This window comes from Streptomyces sp. NBC_00683 (assembly GCF_036226745.1).
Taxonomy (GTDB): Bacteria; Actinomycetota; Actinomycetes; order Streptomycetales; family Streptomycetaceae; genus Streptomyces.
Map to the genome: position 1 here is coordinate 8,024,688 of NZ_CP109013.1, position 17,541 is coordinate 8,042,228.

Below are 17,541 nucleotides of genomic sequence, written 5' to 3' on the forward strand. Positions count from 1 at the left end.
CCGAGGACCGTTGTCACCGTCCGGGACTGTGGCCGAACCGCACTCCCTCCCACGGCACTTCCTCCGGGAACGACTCCGCGCGGCGCTGGCCCGCCGGGCGCCGGGCGGCCCGACGGATCTCGGGCTCGGCGTCCTCGATCCGCGCGAGCCACACCAGCAGCTCCTGACGCAGCTCGTCGGCCACGGCCCGGTGGGAGTCGAGACCGGCCAGATTGTCCAGCTCGTAGGGGTCGGCCGCCAGGTCGTACAGCTCGGTTTCCGTATAGCGGTCCGCGTCCGGCTCGTTCCAGGCGTCCGCACCCGGTGCCTCCACGGCGTACTTCCACCGGGAGGTGCGTACGGCGCGGCCCACCCGGTCCTCGCTGATCTGCACGAAGGCGGAGCCCGTCCGGCCGGGATCGCTGCCACCGCCGGTCAGCGGCAGCAGGGAGCGGCCCTGCACACCGTCCGGTACGTCGATGCCCGCGACCGCCAGCAGAGTGGGCATCAGGTCCACCGTGCCGACCGGCTCCCGTACTAGTCCGCCGCCGGTGAAGCCGGGACCCGTGAGCGCGAGCGGTACGCGGACGGACGCCTCGTGGGCGGAGCGCTTGTACTCGCTGTTGCGGGTACGGAAGTGGGAACCGTGGTCCGCCGTCCACGCCAGCACGGTGTTCTCCTCGGTCCCGAGGCTCCGCAGCGCGTCGCGCAGCCGCCCCACCCCCTCGTCGACCCGCTTGATCTGCCCCAGGTACCCGGCCAGATGCCGGTGCGCGCCGCCCTGCGGAGCGCCCGGCGCGAGCGCGGCCAGGTCCGGCGGCAGCCAGGCGCCCTCGTAGCGCTCGCGGTAGCCGGCGGGGGCGGGGTAGTCGTCGGTGGGGTTCTGGTGGTGCGGCTCCAGGAGGGAGAGGAAGAGCAGGTACGGGCGGTCGTGGTGGTCGGCGACGAACCGTATCGCCGCGTCGATCAGGGCGTCGGAGCGGTAGCCGGGGAGCCGGACGGGTTCACCGGCCTCGTCGTGGACCACCGTGCGGTACGCGTCCGACGTGAATTCGAGGCGGTCCGAGGCCAGCCACGTCTCGTAACCGCCCCGGCGACCGGGCGGCACCGGACCGTCGGGGCCGTCCTCGCCCGCCAGATGCCACTTGCCGATGTAGCCGGTCGCGTACCCGGCCCCGGCGAATGCCCCGGCGAGCGTGGGGATGTCCTGCGGGAGCGGGAGTCCGTTGCGGAACACGCCCGTCGAGGTCGGGTAGCGGCCGGTCTGCAGGGACGAACGGGCCGGGGCGCAGACCGGGTTGGGCGTGATCGCCTGCTCGAACAGCGTGCCCTCGCGGGCGATCCGGTCGAATTCGGGAGTCACCCCCGCCCGGTTGCCGTGGGCACCGGTCGTGTCCCAGCGCTGCTGGTCGGTGAGGACCACGATCACCTGCGGTCCTGCCCCGGCGGGCGGCGCCGGGGCACCGCCCGCCGGGGTGGGTACGTCGCCGTGCGGGGCGGACACGCTCACGCGCCGGCCTTCTGCGCCACCGAGGACTCCGAGGCGCCGGAGGCGATGCCGAAGGCGGGGTCGGGCACCTCCTCGGGGCTGATCAGGGTGGAGGAGCGGCCGTCGACACCGACCGGGATGTCGCCGTCGATGGTGACGCGGCGGAGCTTGCGCTCGTGGGCGTCGGAGTCGTCCACGCCGTAGTGCTGCGTGGCCCGGTTGTCCCAGATGGCGACGTCACCGGTCTGCCACTGCCAGCGCACGGTGTTCTCCGGGCGCTCGATGTGCGACTGGAACAGGTCGAGCAGGGCGCGGGAGTCCCGTCCGGTCAGACCGCTGATGCGCTGGACGAAGTTGCCGAGGAGCAGCACGCGCTCGCCGGTCTCGGGGTGGACGCGCACGACCGGGTGCTCGGTGAGGAACTTGGTGGACGTGAACACCTCGCGGTACTGCGCGAGTGCCTCGGGCAGGGCGTTGGGGCGCAGGGCCGCGTAGTCGTAGTCGTTGGAGTGGACCGCGCGCAGACTGTCGGCGAGCACGCGCAGGGGCTCGGGCAACTCGGCATAGGCGGCTGCGGTGTTGGACCACAGGGTGTTGCCGCCGTACGGGGGGATGACGACGGCGCGCAGGATCGAGAACGCCGGGTAGGCGGGTACGAACGTGACGTCGGTGTGCCACTGGTTCGCCCGGCCACCGTGGTCGGAGTCGATGCCGAGCGAGTAGCGGCCGTCGGCGGAGGGAACGGTGGGGTGGGCGACCGGGGTGCCGAGCAGTTGGCCGAACGCCTCGTGGCTGTCCTCGTCCAGGTGGTCCTGGCCGCGGAAGAAGACGACCTTGTTGGCCAGCAGGGCGGCCCGGACCGCTGCGACGGTCGCGGGATCGAGGTCGCCGCCGAGGCGCACTCCGGAGATGACGGCGCCGAGACGGCCGCCGATCTTCTGGACGGTGACGGTGGAGGCAGGGGCGGTGGTTGCCGAGGACATGGCGGGATTCCTTTCGGAGACCAAGATCATTGATTGATTAATCTTGGAGAGGAAGTAATTGGGGCGAACGAGGCGCCCTGCAGCGGACGCGATGCGGCACGGGTGCCGTGGAAGGCGGGGGAGCGGGGTGAGGCCGTCGGAGGTGCGGGGCCGGAGCGGCAGGTCAGACGGCGGTACAGCGACCCGGACACGCCTGGGGCGCTGTGGCGCGGCCGGCGTGGGCGGACCGCGCGGCGGGAACGGCCGTCGCGAACATGCCTCGGAGACTTCCAGTGGCCCGCGGCGTCCGTCAAGCGCACATCCATGCCCCGGACGGTGCGCGGCAGTGGTTGAATCGGCGCCTGTGTGAGGCCGGTGACCTGTCCGGCGACGCAGCGTCAAACAGCCTCTGAGCAGCAGTTATCCCTGCCGTTCTGGATGCCTCGCGCACCCTGCCGGGGCGCGGGCCACATTCCCCGGCGCGATTTCACGCCGCCGTAACGTTGCGACCGTCCCGTGTCGCAGGACCGGAGGAAGCTCCCATGACAGCCGCCCCTCACGTCGCCCGGACGACCGGCGACGGCCGTCGCGAGGCCAATGCCGCCACGGTCCTGCGCACCGTGCTCGATCACGGGCCCGTTGCCCGCAGGACCATTGCCGAACTCTCCGGTCTCAGCCCCGCAGCCGTGTCACGTCAGTGCACCGACCTGGTCCGCCTCGGCCTGGTCAGGGAGCTTCCCGAACTCGTCGAGAGCAGCGGCGTGGGCAGACCGCAGATCCCGGTCGACCTGCACACCGGGGCGGCCGAAGGGCCGGTGGCCGGTGGTGTCCACATCGGCGTTCCCGGATCGACGTTCGGCCTGCTGGATCTGCGCGGCCGGCTGCTGGCCCGCGGTGCGCTCCCGCACGACGGCATCGCCCCCGGGGATCTGTCGCACCGGATCCTCGGCGCGCTGCGCACGTTTCTCGCCGATGCCAACCCGGGCCGTCGTCTGCTGGGGGTCGGCGCCGCCCTCGGCGGCTGGGTGGATCCCGGCCTGGGGACGGCCGTTCGGCACGACGCGCTGGGCTGGCACCAGCGCCCGCTCGCGGCCGAACTGGCCCGTGGGCTGGGCGGACTGGAGGTACGGATCGACAACCACGCCCGGGCCATCGCGCAGTCCGAGATCCTCTTCGGCCGGCCCGCGGCGCGCCGCAGCCTGGTCCATCTCTTCGTCGGCAATGTGGTCGACGCCGCCCTGGGTATCGCCGGGGTCGTCCACCAGGGCCCGGGGTCCGGCGCGGGGGACGTGGCGCACCTGCCCGTACCGGATTCCACAGCCGTCTGCCCCTGCGGGCGGTCCGGCTGCCTGGAGGCGACGGCCTCCAACACGGCCGTCGGACTGACCGCCGTGCGGCGCGGGATCGTGCCCGACCCCGACGCGTTCCTCGTGGTGGATGCGGCCGCGGCGGGGGACCGGCGCGCGGACCGGCTGCTGCGCGAGCGGGCCCGGGCGGTCGGTCGCGCGACGGCCCTGCTGCTCGACGTCCTCAACCCCGACCTGGTCGTGGTCACCGAGCACTCCAGCCTGCTCAACCCCGACTACCTCGAGGAGATACGGGGAGCGGCGATCGACCTGTCCCACGTCTGCCGGGATCCCGAACGGATCGTCAGTCCGCATGCCGGGATGGCAGTCCTTCCTGTCGCGGCGGGCACCATCTTGCTGAACCCGCTGTTCAAGAGCCCTTTGGCGGCCTTCGGCGGGTAGTCGCACCCAGGGGGCGAGAGGTCGATCCGTACCAGGATCCGGACAGGCAAGGTTGACCGTCCGGCGAAGCCGCTGTCATATTGCTCCCGTGAACCCGGACATGCGCCTCACCTCCCGCAGGCACGTCGACCTCTGTCGACAGGCCAGCGCGGTCTGTGCCGTCCAGAACTGACCGGACGGTCTCCCGCACGGCCCCGCTGTCCGCTGCGCGTCCTTGACGCCGCACCGGTGGAGCGGCGCTCCCCGCCGTGGCCCCGGGCCGATTTCCCGGCCCGTTCCCCGTCGCTGTCCCGTTCCCGTTCCTCTTCCCCTTCCCTGTCCGCGCGCGGATTCCGCAGCCGGACCGTGCTGATTCCGTGCGCCCGCAGAGCTGAGCGCCGCGCGCTCTCCATTCCTCCCGCAGCGGAATGAATTCGGGGACGCCCCGACTCCGCACCCCCTTCCCGCACTTTCACCGTCCCTCACCGTCACAGGCAGGCTTCGATGACCGAGCTGTACCCCTCCACGCCCACCGGACCGTCCCGGCGCTCCACGCTGCGCGCCGCCGGCGGCGGCACCCTGCTTCTCGGACTGGGCCTGGCGGGCTGCCGCTCGGCGGTCTCCGAGGCCTCGTCCGCTCCGCAGGGAGCCGGTGCCGCCCCCAAGCGCGGCGGCGTGCTCAACGTCGCCGTCAACAGCGACTTCACGCCCGCCCTGCTGTTCGCCCAGAGCTATCAGTCCCTTCAGCACCGGCTCATCTACAACACGCTGACCCGCTACGACGACCGGCTGAGCCCGCAGCCGGAGCTCGCAGCCTCCTGGAACTACGCCAAGGACGGGCGCAGCATCACCCTCCGGCTGCGCGACGACGTCACCTTCCACAACGGCCGCACGTTCACCGCGGACGACGTCATCTTCGCCGTGAAGAACCTTCAGAACCCCGTACGCGCAGCCCAGTTGCGCAGCACGGCCGCCACGATCACCGGATTCGAGAAGCGTGGTGACCACGAGCTGGTGCTCACGCTGGCGCATCCGGTGAACAACCTCTTCGACCTGTTCGAGTTCATGATCATCACTGATCCGGAGACGGTGGAGGACGCCGTCACCGGAAGGAACTTCATCGGTACCGGTCCGTTCAAGCTGAAGAAGTGGAGCCCCGGCTCCGGTCTGAGCCTGACCAGGAACGACCACTACTGGCAGCCCGACCGCCCTTACCTCGACGGTGTCGAGCTGCGGGTCATACCCCAGGCCGACGCGCTGATCTCGTCCCTGCGCTCGGCCCAGTCCCAGCTCTCCTTCGACGTGCCCGGCAAGAGCCTCGGCGTCGTGAAGAGTGACCCGCGCCTGAACATCACCGACTACGACACCGGTTCCGGCGCCTCCTACCTCGGCGTCAACACCACGGTCGCCCCGCTGGACGACCGGACCGTCCGCCAGGCCCTCGCCTGGGCCGTCGACCGCGACCGGCTGCTCGCACAGACACTCGGCGGCTACGGCCTCGCCTCCGCCGCCCCGTGGCCCAAATCCTCGCCCGCCTTCTCCGAGGCACACCGCACCCACTACTCCCACAACCCCGGCAAGGCCCGCGAGCTGCTGAAGTCCGCCGGGGTCAGCAAGCTCGAACTGCCGCTGCTGCACATCGCGTTGCCCACGGACACCGCGATCGCCGAATCCCTCCAGTACGACCTCAAGCAGGTGGGCGTCCACGTCACGCTCCAGCCCACCGACGCGGCGACCGCGCAGAAGAAGCTCATCTCGCAGGACATGCCGGCCCTGTGGTCCCTGGGGCACGGCTTCGCGCAGGTCCAGCCCTCCACCCTCGCCGTGAGCGCCTACCCCTTCAACGAGGCGAAGAACACCTCCAAATACCGCTCCGCCGCGTACACCGAGGTCGTGCAGGAGGCCTGGACCGAGCCGGAGTCGAGCCCCGCGGCGGCCAACGCCCTGCACGAGAAGATCTCCGGCATCCTGCTCGACGAGGCATTCCTCATCGACCTCGTCCTCCGCGGACGGGTCCAGGTCGCCGCCGACCGCCTGCACGGCGTCACGCTGAACAAGTTCTCGTATCTCAACCTCGACCACGCCTACCTGGCCTGACATGCGCAGCTACCTGCTCCGACGGCTGCCCTCGGCCCTTCTCGTGCTGCTCGCCGCCTCGTTCCTGATCTTCACGATCCTGCGCCTCGTCCCCGGCGACCCGGCCACGACCCTCGCCGGCCCGGACGCGGACGCGGCGACCGTAGCCGCGATCAGGGACCGGCTCGGCCTCGACGCACCCCTGCTCTCCCAGTACGTCCAATGGATCGGGTCCCTGCTGACGGGTGACCTCGGTCCCAGTTACGCGATCGGTGGCCGGACGGCCGACCTGATCGGCAACGGGCTCGGCGCCACCACTGAACTCGCCCTGGCCGCACTGCTGTTCGTGGTCGTGATCGGTACGGCCTTCGGCGTACTCGGGGCCACCTCCCGCAGCCGCGGGATCCGGACCGCGATCCGGGTGACCACGACCGCGGCGCTGGCCGTGCCGCCCTTCGTCAGCGGTGTCCTCCTCGTGATGCTGTTCGCGGTCATCCTGGGAGTGCTCCCTCCCGGCGGCCGGATCGCCTTCCTGACCGCGCCCGACCTCGCCGCGCAGTACCTGCTGCTTCCCGCGCTCTGCCTGGCACTTCCCAGCGCGGCAGTCCTCGGCCGCTACCTGAAGGACGGGATCGAGCGCGCACTGGCAGAGGACTACATCCGCACGGCCACGGCGGCCGGGGTGGCACCGCGCCGGCTGCTGTGGCGCCACGCCCTGCCGAACGCCCTCCCGCCCGTCGTCACCCTGCTCGGCATGCAGGTGGGGCATCTGCTCGGCGGAGCCGTCCTCGTCGAGGCGATCTTCGCCTGGCCAGGCCTCGGGCAGCTCGCCGAACAGGGCCTCATCCGGCGCGACTACCCGGTCGTCCAGGATCTCCTGCTGCTCCTGGTCGCCGTCTTCGTCCTCGTCCAGCTGCTCACGGACCTCGTGTACGCCTGGCTCGACCCCCGGATCAGGTGGGAGTAACCCCGATGACCCCGACCGCCGAACTCCTCACCGCCGGCCCGCCACCGACCGCCCCGAAGGCGCGGAGCCGGAACCGCCACCCCTACCGCAGCGCCCTGGCCACCGCACGTGCCCGTACCGGGCTCGTCCTCGTCGGCGTGGTGGTTCTCGCCGGGCTGCTCGCGCCGGTACTCGCCGGGCACGGGCCGACCGACCAGAGCGGCCAGAGCCTCGCCGCTCTCGGCTCCCCAGGACATCCGCTCGGCACCGACGACCTCGGCCGGGACCTGCTCAGCCGACTCCTCCACGGCATCCGCGCCGACCTCGGCATCATCTCGATCGCGGTCCCCGTCGGCGCGGCACTCGGCTGCCTGTTCGGCCTCCTCGCCGCCGCACACCCCGTCGTCGATACCGTCGTCCAGCGGGTCTTCGACCTGCTGCTCGCCTTCCCCGGCCTGATTCTGGCGCTCGCCGTCACCGCGATCCTCGGCCCCGGCCGGCTCCCCGTCGTCCTCGTCATCGCACTCGCCGAGATCCCCGTCTTCGGGCGGCTGCTGCGCGGCGGGATCCTCGTCCAGCGGGAGCGCGAGTACGTCACCGCCGCCCGGGTCGGGGGCAGTTCCGGCCCCCGGGTGCTGGTCCGGCACATCCTGCCCAACGCCGCCGACCCCCTCATCGTCCAGATCGCCGTATCGCTGACCGTCGCCGTCTTCATCGAGGGCGCCATGAGCTTCCTCGGCGTGGGCGTACGGCCACCGGAGCCCACGCTCGGAGCCGTACTGAGCCAGTCCATGCCCTACCTCGCCCAGGCTCCGCACTTCGCGGCGGGCCCACTGATCACCGTGACCGCGCTCGTCCTCGGACTCTCACTCATCGCCGAGGCGCTCAACCGGGAGATACGCCGATGACCGCCCAGGAGCTGCTGCAGGTCCGCGACCTCGGCGTCGAGTTCACCGCCCCGGACGGCTCGGCGCTGCGCGCCGTGCGCGGGGTCTCCTTCAGTCTGCGCCGGGGCGAGACGCTGGCCGTCGTCGGGGAATCCGGCTCCGGCAAGTCCACCACCGCGCTGGCGCTCACCCGGATGCTGCCCGGCACCGGCCGCATCACCACCGGCTCGGTCCACCTGGACGGCCGGGACCTGGCCGCCGCGACCGAGGCCGAGCTGCGCGCGGTGCGCGGCGCCCGCATCGGCATGATCTTCCAGGACCCGATGACAGCGCTCAACCCCGTCCTGACGGCAGGCCGCCACCTCGACGAGGTGCTCCGTGCCCACGGGAACCACGACCGTGCGGCGCGCAGGGCCCGCGCCGTCGAACTCCTCGACCGGGTCGGCATTTCCGACCCCCACCGCCGGACCGAGGACCATCCGCACCAGTTCTCCGGTGGTCAGCGCCAGCGCATCCTCATCGCCATGGCGCTGGCGGGCGAGCCCGACATCCTGCTCGCCGACGAACCGACGACCGCGCTCGACGCCACCGTCCAGGACCAGATCCTCACCCTGCTGGCCGACCTCAACCGGGAGACCGGCACAGCCCTTGTCCTCATCACGCACAACATGGGTGTCGTCGCCCGCGCCTGCGAGCGCGTCCTGGTCATGTACGGCGGCACGGTCGTCGAGGACGGACCCACCGCCGAGGTGCTCACCCGCCCCCGCCACCCGTACACCGCGGGCCTCCTCGCCGCGGTACCCCGGCTGGCCACCCCCTCCGGCACCCGGCTCACGGGAATCCCCGGCAGCCCGCCCGATCCGGCCCTCCTCGGCGAGGGCTGCGCCTTCGCCGACCGCTGCACCCTCGTCGAGGACCGCTGCCGTACGGGAACACCACCGCTCGCCGAGTCGGCGGGCGGTGTACGGGTGGCCTGCCTGCCCGCCGCCGGGCGCACCGAACCACTGACCGCACCCGCCACGCCCGCTCCCATCGACCGTCCCGCACCGGGGGCAGTCGTCCTGGAGGCCCACGACCTGCGCAAGACGTACCGGGGGCGCGGATTCACCGCACTCGACGGAGTGTCCCTGACCCTCGCCGCCGGGGAGACCCTCGGCATCGTCGGCGAGTCCGGCTCCGGGAAGTCCACCCTGGCCCGGGTGCTGGCGCACGCCCATCCCGCGGACGGCGGCACCCTGCGGCTGCGCGGCGAGGACGTCACCAGGCCCTCGCGCCGCGCACTGCACGCGGTGCGCCGACAGGTGCAGATGGTGTTCCAGGATCCGTACGCCTCCCTCAACCCCCGCATGACGGTCGGTCAGATCGTGGCCGAACCCCTGATCGCCTTCGGCCTCGGCGACCGGGACGAACGGGAGGAGCGGGTGGCGGACCTGCTTCGCCGGGCCGGCCTGGACCCGGACGCCGCCCATCGGCATCCGCGCGCCTTCTCCGGAGGCCAGCGCCAGCGCATCGGCATCGCCCGGGCACTCGCCCCCGAACCGTCCGTGCTCATCTGCGACGAACCCGTCTCCGCCCTCGACGTCTCCGTCCAGGCACAGATCGTCGGCCTCCTCACCGACCTCCAGCGCGACCTCGGCCTCGCCCTGGTCTTCATCGCGCACGACCTCGCGGTGGTCCGCCAGGTCAGCCACCGCATCGCCGTCATGCACCGGGGCCGGATCGTGGAGAGCGGCAGCGCCGACGAGGTGTGCGAACACCCCCGGGACCCGTACACCCGCGCCCTGCTGGCCGCGGTCCCCGAACCCGTACCCGCGGCCGCTCGTGCCACGCGCACCCGGAAGGCCGGAGTCCTCGCGTGAGAGCGTGCCGCACCCCCGGACGTGCGTGTACGGGGGCTTCCGGATGGGCGACGCCTTCGGCGAGGTGAACGAGCCCGCCGCCACCGCCACTCGCCGACGAGCCGGCCCGCCTCGTCCCGGTGTCCTCCTGACGGGGTCAGCCGGACGATCGCCCACGTCCGCTCTTCGACGCCGCGATGAGCGCCGGCACGGTGCCGAACTTGACGCGCGGGCGGCCGAGGGCGCGACCGCGTGCCAGCTCGGCACGGTCGATGGCGGCCAGTCCCCGGGCGTCGACGACATGGAGGGAGCGCTGCTGGGCGAGGCGGCGGAAGGCCTTGGGCGGCTGCGCGGGCGAAGGGAGCCGGCCCTCGACGGCGTCGGCCAGAAGAGCGCCGACGGTCTCGGCCGCGCAGGTGCGGTTGGCTCCGATGCCTCCTGAGGGCCCGCGCTTGATCCAGCCGACCACATACGTTCCGGGCATTCCCGTCACCCGGCCGTCCTCGTGCGGCACGGTGCCGGTCGCGTCGTCGAAGGGCAGGCCCGGCACCGGAACGCCGCGGTAGCCGACCGCCCGCAGGAGCAGGCCGGCCGGTATGTCCTGCTCGCCCGTCTCAGCCGTCACGCGCACGGCCGCGACACCGTCGTCGCCGAGCACTTCCACGGGGGCGGAGTGGAAGCGGAAGACGATGCGCCGGCCCGCTGCCGGGGGGCGCGACCAGTCGGTCCTCTCGCGGGCGACGTCCCGCAGCAGGGCGGCCTTCTCGCCGGGCGCAGCCGCGTCGATCCGCGCGCTGATCCTCGGATCGTGGTCGTCGACGACCAGGTCCACGCCCGGCAGATGCTTGAGCGCGAGCAACTCGGAGGCCGTACAGGCCACATCCTCGGGACCGCGCCGTCCGAGCACGACGACCTCGCGCACCTTCGAGTCCCGCAGGACGGCCAGCGCGTGGTCGGCGATGTCGGTGCGCGCCAGCGCGGCGGGATCCGCCACGAGGATGCGCGCGACGTCGAGAGCCACGTTTCCGTTGCCGGCGACGACCACCCGCTCGGTGGACAGGCTCACGGCCTCCGGTTCGACGTCCGGGTGGGCGTTGTACCAGGACACGAACGAGGTGGCCGGGATGCTGCCCGGCAGGTCCTCGCCCGGGATGCCGAGGCGGCGGCCCGTCGAGGCGCCGACCGCGTAGATCACCGCGTCATGGTGCGCCGCGAGTTCACCGGCGGTGATGTCCTTGCCGACCTGGAGGCCCAGCTGCATGCGGACGCGGGGGTGGGAGTGGAAGCGCGCGAAGGTCTCGCCCACCCCCTTGGTCGCGGGGTGGTCGGGCGCGACGCCGTACCGGACGAGGCCGCCCGCCACCGGCAGCCGGTCGATCAGCGTCACCTCGGCGTTGGTGTGCAGCAGGATGTCCTCGGCGGCGTACATGCCGGCCGGCCCGGTGCCGACGACCGCCACCCGGATCGGCGCGAAGTCGGACGGCACGCCGCGCGTGAACGAGGGCTCGCCCCAGGCGTGGAAGTTCGGCCCCGCCGGGGCCGGGGCGGCCGGCCTGTCCGCGAAGTAGGCGGCGTTGATGGCCGCGTACTCATTCTGCGCCCCGAAGAGGCTGTCCACCGGGAAGATCGCGTCGACCGGGCAGGCGTCGGCGCAGGCGCCGCAGTCGATGCAGGTCGCCGGGTCGACGTGGAGCATCTCCGTACTGCCGAACTCCCGTTCCTCGGGGGTCGGGTGGATGCAGTTGACGGGGCACACGGCGACGCAGGTGGCGTCGCTGCAGCAGGTCTGGGTGATGGCGTAGGTCATCTCGTCAGCTCAGGTCGTCGGCTCGGGTCAGATCAGGTCGGCGCGCTTGTAGAAGAACAGGGCGGGTTTCGTGAGGAGGCGGGCCGAGGCCAGGAACTCCATCAGTCCCGAACAGCTGGAACGCATCAGGGACTTGTGGTGCTCATTGGTCCTGGCCTCGGCCAGGGCCCGCTCGGTGTCCAGGCCCGCGTTCGCGTAGACCTTCCGGTTCACCATGCTGGTGACGATGTAATAGGAGGCGATGGCGACCACGAGCGAGTTGAGCCGGCGCCGCACCGGGCCCGCGCCGCGCAGCCGCTTGCGGGTCTCGTCACGGGCGAACTTCATGTGCCGTGACTCCTCCACCACATGGATGTTGTTGATCGTCCGGACGAACGGAGCCACCCGCTCGTCCCGCATCCAGTCGCGCTGCATCACGTCGAGCACCTCTTCGGCGACGAGGATCGCCGCGTACGCGGCCTCACCGAAGGCGAGCGTCTTGAAGGCCCGGCCGAGCTCGATCACCATGCGGTGGGGGCGGTAGGCCGGTGCGCCCAGCTTCGCGGCACCCCGGGCGAACATGATGGAGTGCCGGCACTCGTCGGCGACCTCGGTGAGCGCCCACTGGAACCGTGGGTCGGTCGGGTCCTTGGCGTACATGTCGCGCAGCACCATCTGCTGCAGGATCATTTCGAACCAGATGCCGGTGCTGGCGACGGACGCCGCTTCCTGGCGGGTCAGCGCCTTGCGCTGCGCATCGGACAACTCCTGCCAGTACGCGGTGCCGTAGAGCGTGCTCCACTCGGGGCTCGCGCCGTGGTCGTCCGTGTTGAGGGGTGTCTCCCAGTCCACCTCGGTGGCCGGGTCGTACGAGAGCTTCGCGGCCGAGTCGAGCAGCCGCCTGGCGACTTCCTGCTCGGCGAGCCGGTCCTGGTGGTTCCTGTCATCCGGCCGAACGGTGCTGCTTGCCATGCTGCCGCTCCTAGAATCGAGAGATCGACTCGACGCCGCCCCGACCGTGTCCGTCCTGTGCCCGTGCGACGGGACCGGTGGCTGCGAGCGCCGTAGGCGCTTATTAGACGTCACGTCTAGCAAGCTGTTGGACGGAAGGTATAACAAGAGGGGTGCGTAGGCCTACCCCTGAGTAGGAAATAGGCACTAGCTCTCCACGGAGCGGAAGCACCGTCCAGTCGCGTGAGGGGGTGCACTCCTGCGGTACAGAGGGCGGGCAGGCCGGGCGGAGTGCGCTCCCGGCGGCCGCCGACGCGGATAATCGGGTCATGGAATTCGCTGTCTTCATGACTCTGCCCGGGCTGGTCGTCGTGCTGACCGTACTGGCCTTCGTCGATCAGCTGCTGTTGCGCGCCGGGCGGGCAGGGGTTCTGCCATGGCGCAACGCAGCCCGGCAGGGCCAGATATCGGCAACCGGGTTCGAACAGCTGCACGCGAGCTTTTCGCCCGGGAAACAGAGCGAACTGAAGGAGCGGCAGTCCGCGCTGCTGATGCGGGACGACGAGGAGGACGGGGCGCCGCCGAACCGGACGACGGTGGACCTCGACGGCGGAACGGCGGTGATCCGCATGCCGCAGGCGGGCCGATAGGGGCGCCCTGCGTCAGGAGATCTGTTCCCCCACGGAGCCGGACCTCGCGCCGCGGGCCCGCTCGACCCTGAACGCGCCTTCGGGATAAGGGAGTTCCGCGGACAGCCCCGCGGCCCTGTCGAACTCCTCCTCGGCCTCCCGCTCCAGGCCCAGCGTCATGAGGGCGGCGGCGTGCACCGTACGGGCGTCCGTCTCCGAAAGGCGTTCGCCGGCCCGCTCCGCGCGCACCGCTTCCTCGGCCGCGTACCGGGCCGCGCGCTCCGGCCGGCCCGACGCGAGCTCCGCCCATGCCCGCAGAGGGGCTGCACCTGGGCCGCCGCCATGGGCCAGCAGCGCGAGCGCCTCGGCGGGGCGGCCTTCGTGCACCAGCATCTCCGCCGCCGCGGTCCGCACCTCGTGCACGGCCTGCTGGTCTCCCTGCGCCTCGGCCGCCTCGCCGGCGCGAGCAAGCAGCTCCGCCGCGCCACGCTCACCCGTCCTGGTCAGGACCCTGGCCAGGGCTGCCAGGGCGTACGGGGTACACCACTCGGACCGCTCGCCCGTCTCGCTCACCGCGCCCCGGGCATGATCGGCAGCATCGGTGAACTCCCTGAGGAGTAGGTGGAGTTCGGCGAGATTGGCCCGCTCGAAAGCGACTGCGGTCGGATCCCCCGTGCGCTCGGCGAGCAGCAGCGCGCGCTGCCCCGTGGAGACGGCCTCGGCGAGCCGTCCGGAGCGGCGGGCGTGCTCCCGCTGCACGGAGAGAATCGTGACCATGAGCTCCTGATCGCCGTACGCCTCGGCGTGCGGCAGCGCCAGGTCGGCCGCCGGGCGCGCCTCCGCCAGTCTGCCCGCGAGTCCGAGGGAGGTGGCCTGCATGGCCAGCGCCCGGGCCAGCAGGCCGCGCCGTCCGTTGCCCGGCACCGCGTCGGCGGCCTGCTGTGCGGTACAGGCGCACAGATGCGCCTCCTCGTACCGCCCGGTGACGAACCTCAGGACCGCTGCCGCCAGATGGTGCGTGGCCGCGGTGAGTGCCGGGGTGCCGGGGCCCGGCGGGAACCGGCGGAGCAGTTCCTCGCCCTCGTCCGTGGAGCGGTACTTCACCAGCACCTCGGTGAGCCGCGCCGCGGCCAGCACCTGGCCGTGCACGTCGCCCCGCCGCACCATGTCCTCCAGTGCCTCCCGGAGCACCGCCGCCGCCTCCCGGTACCGGGCCATCCGGCGCAGCACAGCCCCCCTGTCGATCCTGGCCTGCGCGGCGTCGGCGGCCAACGCGTCGAGGCGGGCGGTCAGTTCGATGTAGTACCGGTCCGCCGTGTCGTTCGCGCACAGCGCCGCGGCTCGCTCCGCCGCCTGCCGCAGATACTGCGTGGCGCGCGGGTCGTCGGCGCGCATCAGATGCGAGGCCAGCGTGTCGACCGCGTCGGGCCGGCGGCGCAGGACCGCCTCCGCGTACGCCGAGTGCAGTTGCCTGCGGCGGGCCGCGGACAATCCGTCGTAGCAGGTCAGCCGCACCAGTGGGTGCCGGAAGACGAGCCCGGGCATCGGTTGCCCGCCGACCACGACGTTCCGTTCCTCCAGGACCGAAGCCTGGACAGCCGCCTCCACGGCATCCGTCGCCTCGGCCGGCGAGAGCCGTGGATGCAGCCCGTGCCCGGCGACATCCACCACCTCGGACAGGGCGGCGCCCCCGCCCGCCACCGAAATCGCCTCGACGACCCGGCGTGCCGCAGGCTCGAGCCGGGACAGCCGTGCGGCCACCAACTGCCGTACGCCCTCCGGGGCGCTGAGCTCGGCCGGGTCCGTCGACCCGTCGGCGGTGCGGGCCAGTTCCAGGGCGAACAGGGGATTGCCGAGCGACAGTTCCCAGACCCGGTCGAGCCCGCTCCGGGCGCCCGCGTCCTCGGCGACCGCCAGGCACTCCGACCGTCCCAGCCTTCCCAACTCAAGGGAATGGGCGAGCCCTTGGCGTACCAAGGAGTCCAGCGAGGCGCGTCGGGGATCCGTGCTCCCGATCTCCTCCGCGCGGTAGGTCACAGCGAATCGCCAGTCCGTCCGCGTGGTCACCGCACGCCGGGCCAGATGGCTCAGCAGCTGGTACGACCCGGTGTCGGCGGCGTGCAGATCATCCAGGACCAGCAGGACGGGGGTGGTCGCCGCGAGATCGCCCAGCAGTCCCGCCGCGGCCCGGAACAACCGGTCGCGCTCCTCCTCCGGGCTGCGCTCCGAACCTGCGCCGATCTGCCCCAACGAGGGGATCAGCGAGGCGAGTTCGGGATATTCGCCGCCGATCCTGGCCCGCTCGGCGGACGTCCGGTCGGCGAGCCAGGCATCCAGGGCCTCGACGAAAACGCCGTACGGGGTGTGTCCCTCGGCGTCGTGGCCCGCGCCCCACAGCACGGTCGTCCCGGCCTCCGCCGCCCGCCGGGCCGCCTCCGCCGTCAGTCGTGTCTTGCCCACCCCGGCCTCACCGCGGACCAGCCGCACCGGCGGCCCCCCGTCGGCCAGCAGAGCACCCAGCTCCTCGGACCGGCCGCGAAGCGGCGTCCCGGGCGGGGTGCGGATCGCGGCCGGGAGGACGGGCGCGGAAGTGGCGGGCAGCACTGTCGTGGCGGCGTCCAGCGCGAGCAGGTGCAACTGCTCCGTGGCGGGCCCGGGGCGGATGCCGAGTTCCGCGTCGAGCGCTTCCCGGCACAGGTGGTACTGGCGCACGGCCTGCCGGCGCAGTCCCTGGCGCAGATAGGCATCGATCAGGACCCGGTGGGCGCGCTCCTCGGCGGGCGCGGCGGCCAGGGCGCGCAGCGCCACCTCGGTGGCCAGCTCGGTCTCGCCCTCCGCGAGGTGGGCCTCTGCGAGTGCGAGCCGTACCCGGTCGCGGAGCGCGGACATCTCCTCGCGCCGGACCTCGGCCCACGTGGCGTACCGGTCCTCGGGCAGCAGCTCCCCGGTGAACGACGCGAGCGCGGTGGCCAGGGCGGCGGTCGACCCCCCGGCCAGCGCCCCCTCGGCGAGGGTCTCCGCGGCATCGGCGTCGATCACCACGGTCTGCGGATCGAGCCGCAGCAGCGAGCCCTCGCCGGTCAGATAGGACGAGGATGCGCGCGGGGCGAGCTCCGGCTCGATGGCGCGGCGGGCGGCGTGCAGGGCGACCCGCAGGCTGCCGAGCGCGGCCTGGGCATCGGAGTCCGGCCAGCAGATCTCCATGGCCTGCTCACGGTGGAGGCTGTGTCCGGGGGAGACGGCGAGAAGCTTGACCAGGGCCCGCGCGCTCGGGCGCGGCCATTTTCCGGCCAGGGGAGCGCCGCCGTCGCGCTCCACCCTGAACCCACCGAGGAGGTACACGCGGAGCAGTGGTGGTCTGTCCGGAGTGCTCGGTGCCGTTTCGTACGGTTGTGCTGCTGCCATGAGAGCAGCCACTTTAGCCACCGATACCGTGCCCTTCGTCAGGGCACGGTATCGGCGGCGTGAACGGGGCAGGTCGGGAGCTTGTCAGCTTCGGGACGACCGGACCGTGCAGGCCATCGTCCGAGAGCCGGTGGCTGGCTCCCGAGAGGTCGATGTTCCAGGGTGAGGATCCGGTGGTCCGTGTTGCCCGCCGCGTAGGCCTGGCCCCTCCTGGCGGTGTCGAGAACGGTCGAGTCGATCCCTCCAGGGCAGGTACGGGTGGCCTTCACCGGCCCCGTACGAGACGGGGCGTGCGCGGTGGAGGGCTTGTCCCGGGAAGCTGGGAACGGGCCGTTACCGGAGCACTACAGGCCGTGGATTCAGGTGTCCCGGAAGCCGAACGGCCGGGCCAGGACGGCCGCCAACGCCCCCAGTGCCGTCATACCGACCGCCACGGCCGAAGCGGCGAGCGCACCGTGGAAGAGGAGGACCGGGCCGGCGACAGCCCCGACGACCAGGGCTCCCTGGACGGACAGCGTGACCCAGCGGCTGTCGTCCTGTGTCCACCCCTGGATGCGCAGCCCGGCAAGGATCACGGCGATGAGCCAGAACTCCGCACCGAACAGCAGGCCTGTCTCTCCTGCGCTGCTACGGACGAGCGAGGCGTCGACGTACGACACGACCACGGCAGGCGGTGCGACGACTGCCGCTTTCCTGGCAGCAGTGATCACGGATGCCACGGCTTGACGGAATCGCGCGCCGGGCCCGGCCGCCTCGGCCGCGTGCTGCTCCGCCCCACTGCCGTCAGCGTCGGCCGTCTCCGTCAACTGCTGCCCCTTCCGTCCCGGTTGCGCCCTGCGGCCGGTGTGACGACACGCTCGTCATGT

13 protein-coding genes are annotated in these 17,541 nt (G+C 72.2%); 7 read left to right on the forward strand and 6 right to left on the reverse strand.

Annotated elements, in window-relative coordinates; genetic code table 11:
- Positions 1 to 13: 13 nt before the first annotated feature.
- Both OG257_RS34900 and OG257_RS34905 read right to left on the reverse strand, forming a co-directional pair.
- A complete protein-coding gene (locus OG257_RS34900) occupies positions 14 to 1,489 on the reverse strand; it encodes a sulfatase-like hydrolase/transferase (protein ID WP_329214070.1) in 1,476 nt (491 codons plus the stop codon).
- The gene (locus tag OG257_RS34905; protein WP_329214072.1) at positions 1,486 to 2,451 is read right to left on the reverse strand and encodes a TauD/TfdA dioxygenase family protein; all 966 of its coding nucleotides are present in this window, start codon (positions 2,449 to 2,451) and stop codon (positions 1,486 to 1,488) included. The genes OG257_RS34900 and OG257_RS34905 overlap by 4 nt, the downstream gene beginning before the upstream one ends.
- A 521-nt stretch (positions 2,452 to 2,972) precedes the next feature.
- Here OG257_RS34905 and OG257_RS34910 point away from each other — a divergent pair.
- The 6 genes from OG257_RS34910 (at position 2,973) to OG257_RS34930 (ending at position 9,925) form a co-directional block, all read left to right on the forward strand.
- The gene (locus tag OG257_RS34910; protein WP_329214074.1) at positions 2,973 to 4,178 is read left to right on the forward strand and encodes an ROK family transcriptional regulator; all 1,206 of its coding nucleotides are present in this window, start codon (positions 2,973 to 2,975) and stop codon (positions 4,176 to 4,178) included.
- A 100-nt stretch (positions 4,179 to 4,278) separates the two neighbouring features.
- Complete coding sequence (locus OG257_RS37290; protein WP_383805493.1) at positions 4,279 to 4,350, forward strand: putative leader peptide; 72 nt, start codon at positions 4,279 to 4,281, stop codon at positions 4,348 to 4,350.
- A gap of 311 nt (positions 4,351 to 4,661) precedes the next feature.
- Positions 4,662 to 6,254 (forward strand): ABC transporter substrate-binding protein, encoded by a 1,593-nt coding sequence (locus OG257_RS34915; protein ID WP_329214077.1) that lies wholly within the window; start codon positions 4,662 to 4,664, stop codon positions 6,252 to 6,254.
- Between the two features lies 1 nt (position 6,255).
- Positions 6,256 to 7,200 (forward strand): ABC transporter permease, encoded by a 945-nt coding sequence (locus OG257_RS34920; protein WP_329214079.1) that lies wholly within the window; start codon positions 6,256 to 6,258, stop codon positions 7,198 to 7,200.
- Positions 7,201 to 7,205: 5 nt separating this feature from the next.
- Positions 7,206 to 8,087 (forward strand): ABC transporter permease, encoded by an 882-nt coding sequence (locus OG257_RS34925; RefSeq protein ID WP_329214081.1) that lies wholly within the window; start codon positions 7,206 to 7,208, stop codon positions 8,085 to 8,087.
- A complete protein-coding gene (locus OG257_RS34930) occupies positions 8,084 to 9,925 on the forward strand; it encodes an ABC transporter ATP-binding protein (RefSeq protein ID WP_329214083.1) in 1,842 nt (613 codons plus the stop codon). The genes OG257_RS34925 and OG257_RS34930 overlap by 4 nt, the downstream gene beginning before the upstream one ends.
- 136 nt (positions 9,926 to 10,061) lie before the next feature.
- Here the strand turns inward: OG257_RS34930 and OG257_RS34935 are convergent, their stop codons facing one another.
- Entirely contained in the window at positions 10,062 to 11,711 is a 1,650-nt protein-coding gene (locus tag OG257_RS34935; RefSeq protein ID WP_329214085.1) for an FAD-dependent oxidoreductase, read from the reverse strand.
- 27 nt (positions 11,712 to 11,738) lie between these two features.
- The gene (locus tag OG257_RS34940; protein ID WP_329214087.1) at positions 11,739 to 12,662 is read right to left on the reverse strand and encodes an AurF N-oxygenase family protein; all 924 of its coding nucleotides are present in this window, start codon (positions 12,660 to 12,662) and stop codon (positions 11,739 to 11,741) included.
- 308 nt (positions 12,663 to 12,970) lie between these two features.
- On the opposite strand from OG257_RS34940, the gene OG257_RS34945 reads away from it, so the two are divergent.
- A complete protein-coding gene (locus tag OG257_RS34945; RefSeq protein WP_329214089.1) occupies positions 12,971 to 13,291 on the forward strand; it encodes a DUF6191 domain-containing protein in 321 nt (106 codons plus the stop codon).
- A gap of 12 nt (positions 13,292 to 13,303) precedes the next feature.
- On the opposite strand, the gene OG257_RS34950 is transcribed toward OG257_RS34945, so the two are convergent.
- Both OG257_RS34950 and OG257_RS34955 read right to left on the reverse strand, forming a co-directional pair.
- Positions 13,304 to 16,675 carry an ATP-binding protein gene (locus OG257_RS34950; protein WP_329214091.1) on the reverse strand — a complete coding sequence of 1,124 codons (3,372 nt, stop codon included), beginning with the start codon at positions 16,673 to 16,675 and terminating at the stop codon, positions 13,304 to 13,306.
- A gap of 359 nt (positions 16,676 to 17,034) precedes the next feature.
- The gene (locus tag OG257_RS34955) at positions 17,035 to 17,481 is read right to left on the reverse strand and encodes a hypothetical protein (RefSeq protein WP_329214093.1); all 447 of its coding nucleotides are present in this window, start codon (positions 17,479 to 17,481) and stop codon (positions 17,035 to 17,037) included.
- Between the last annotated feature and the right edge of the window lie 60 nt (positions 17,482 to 17,541).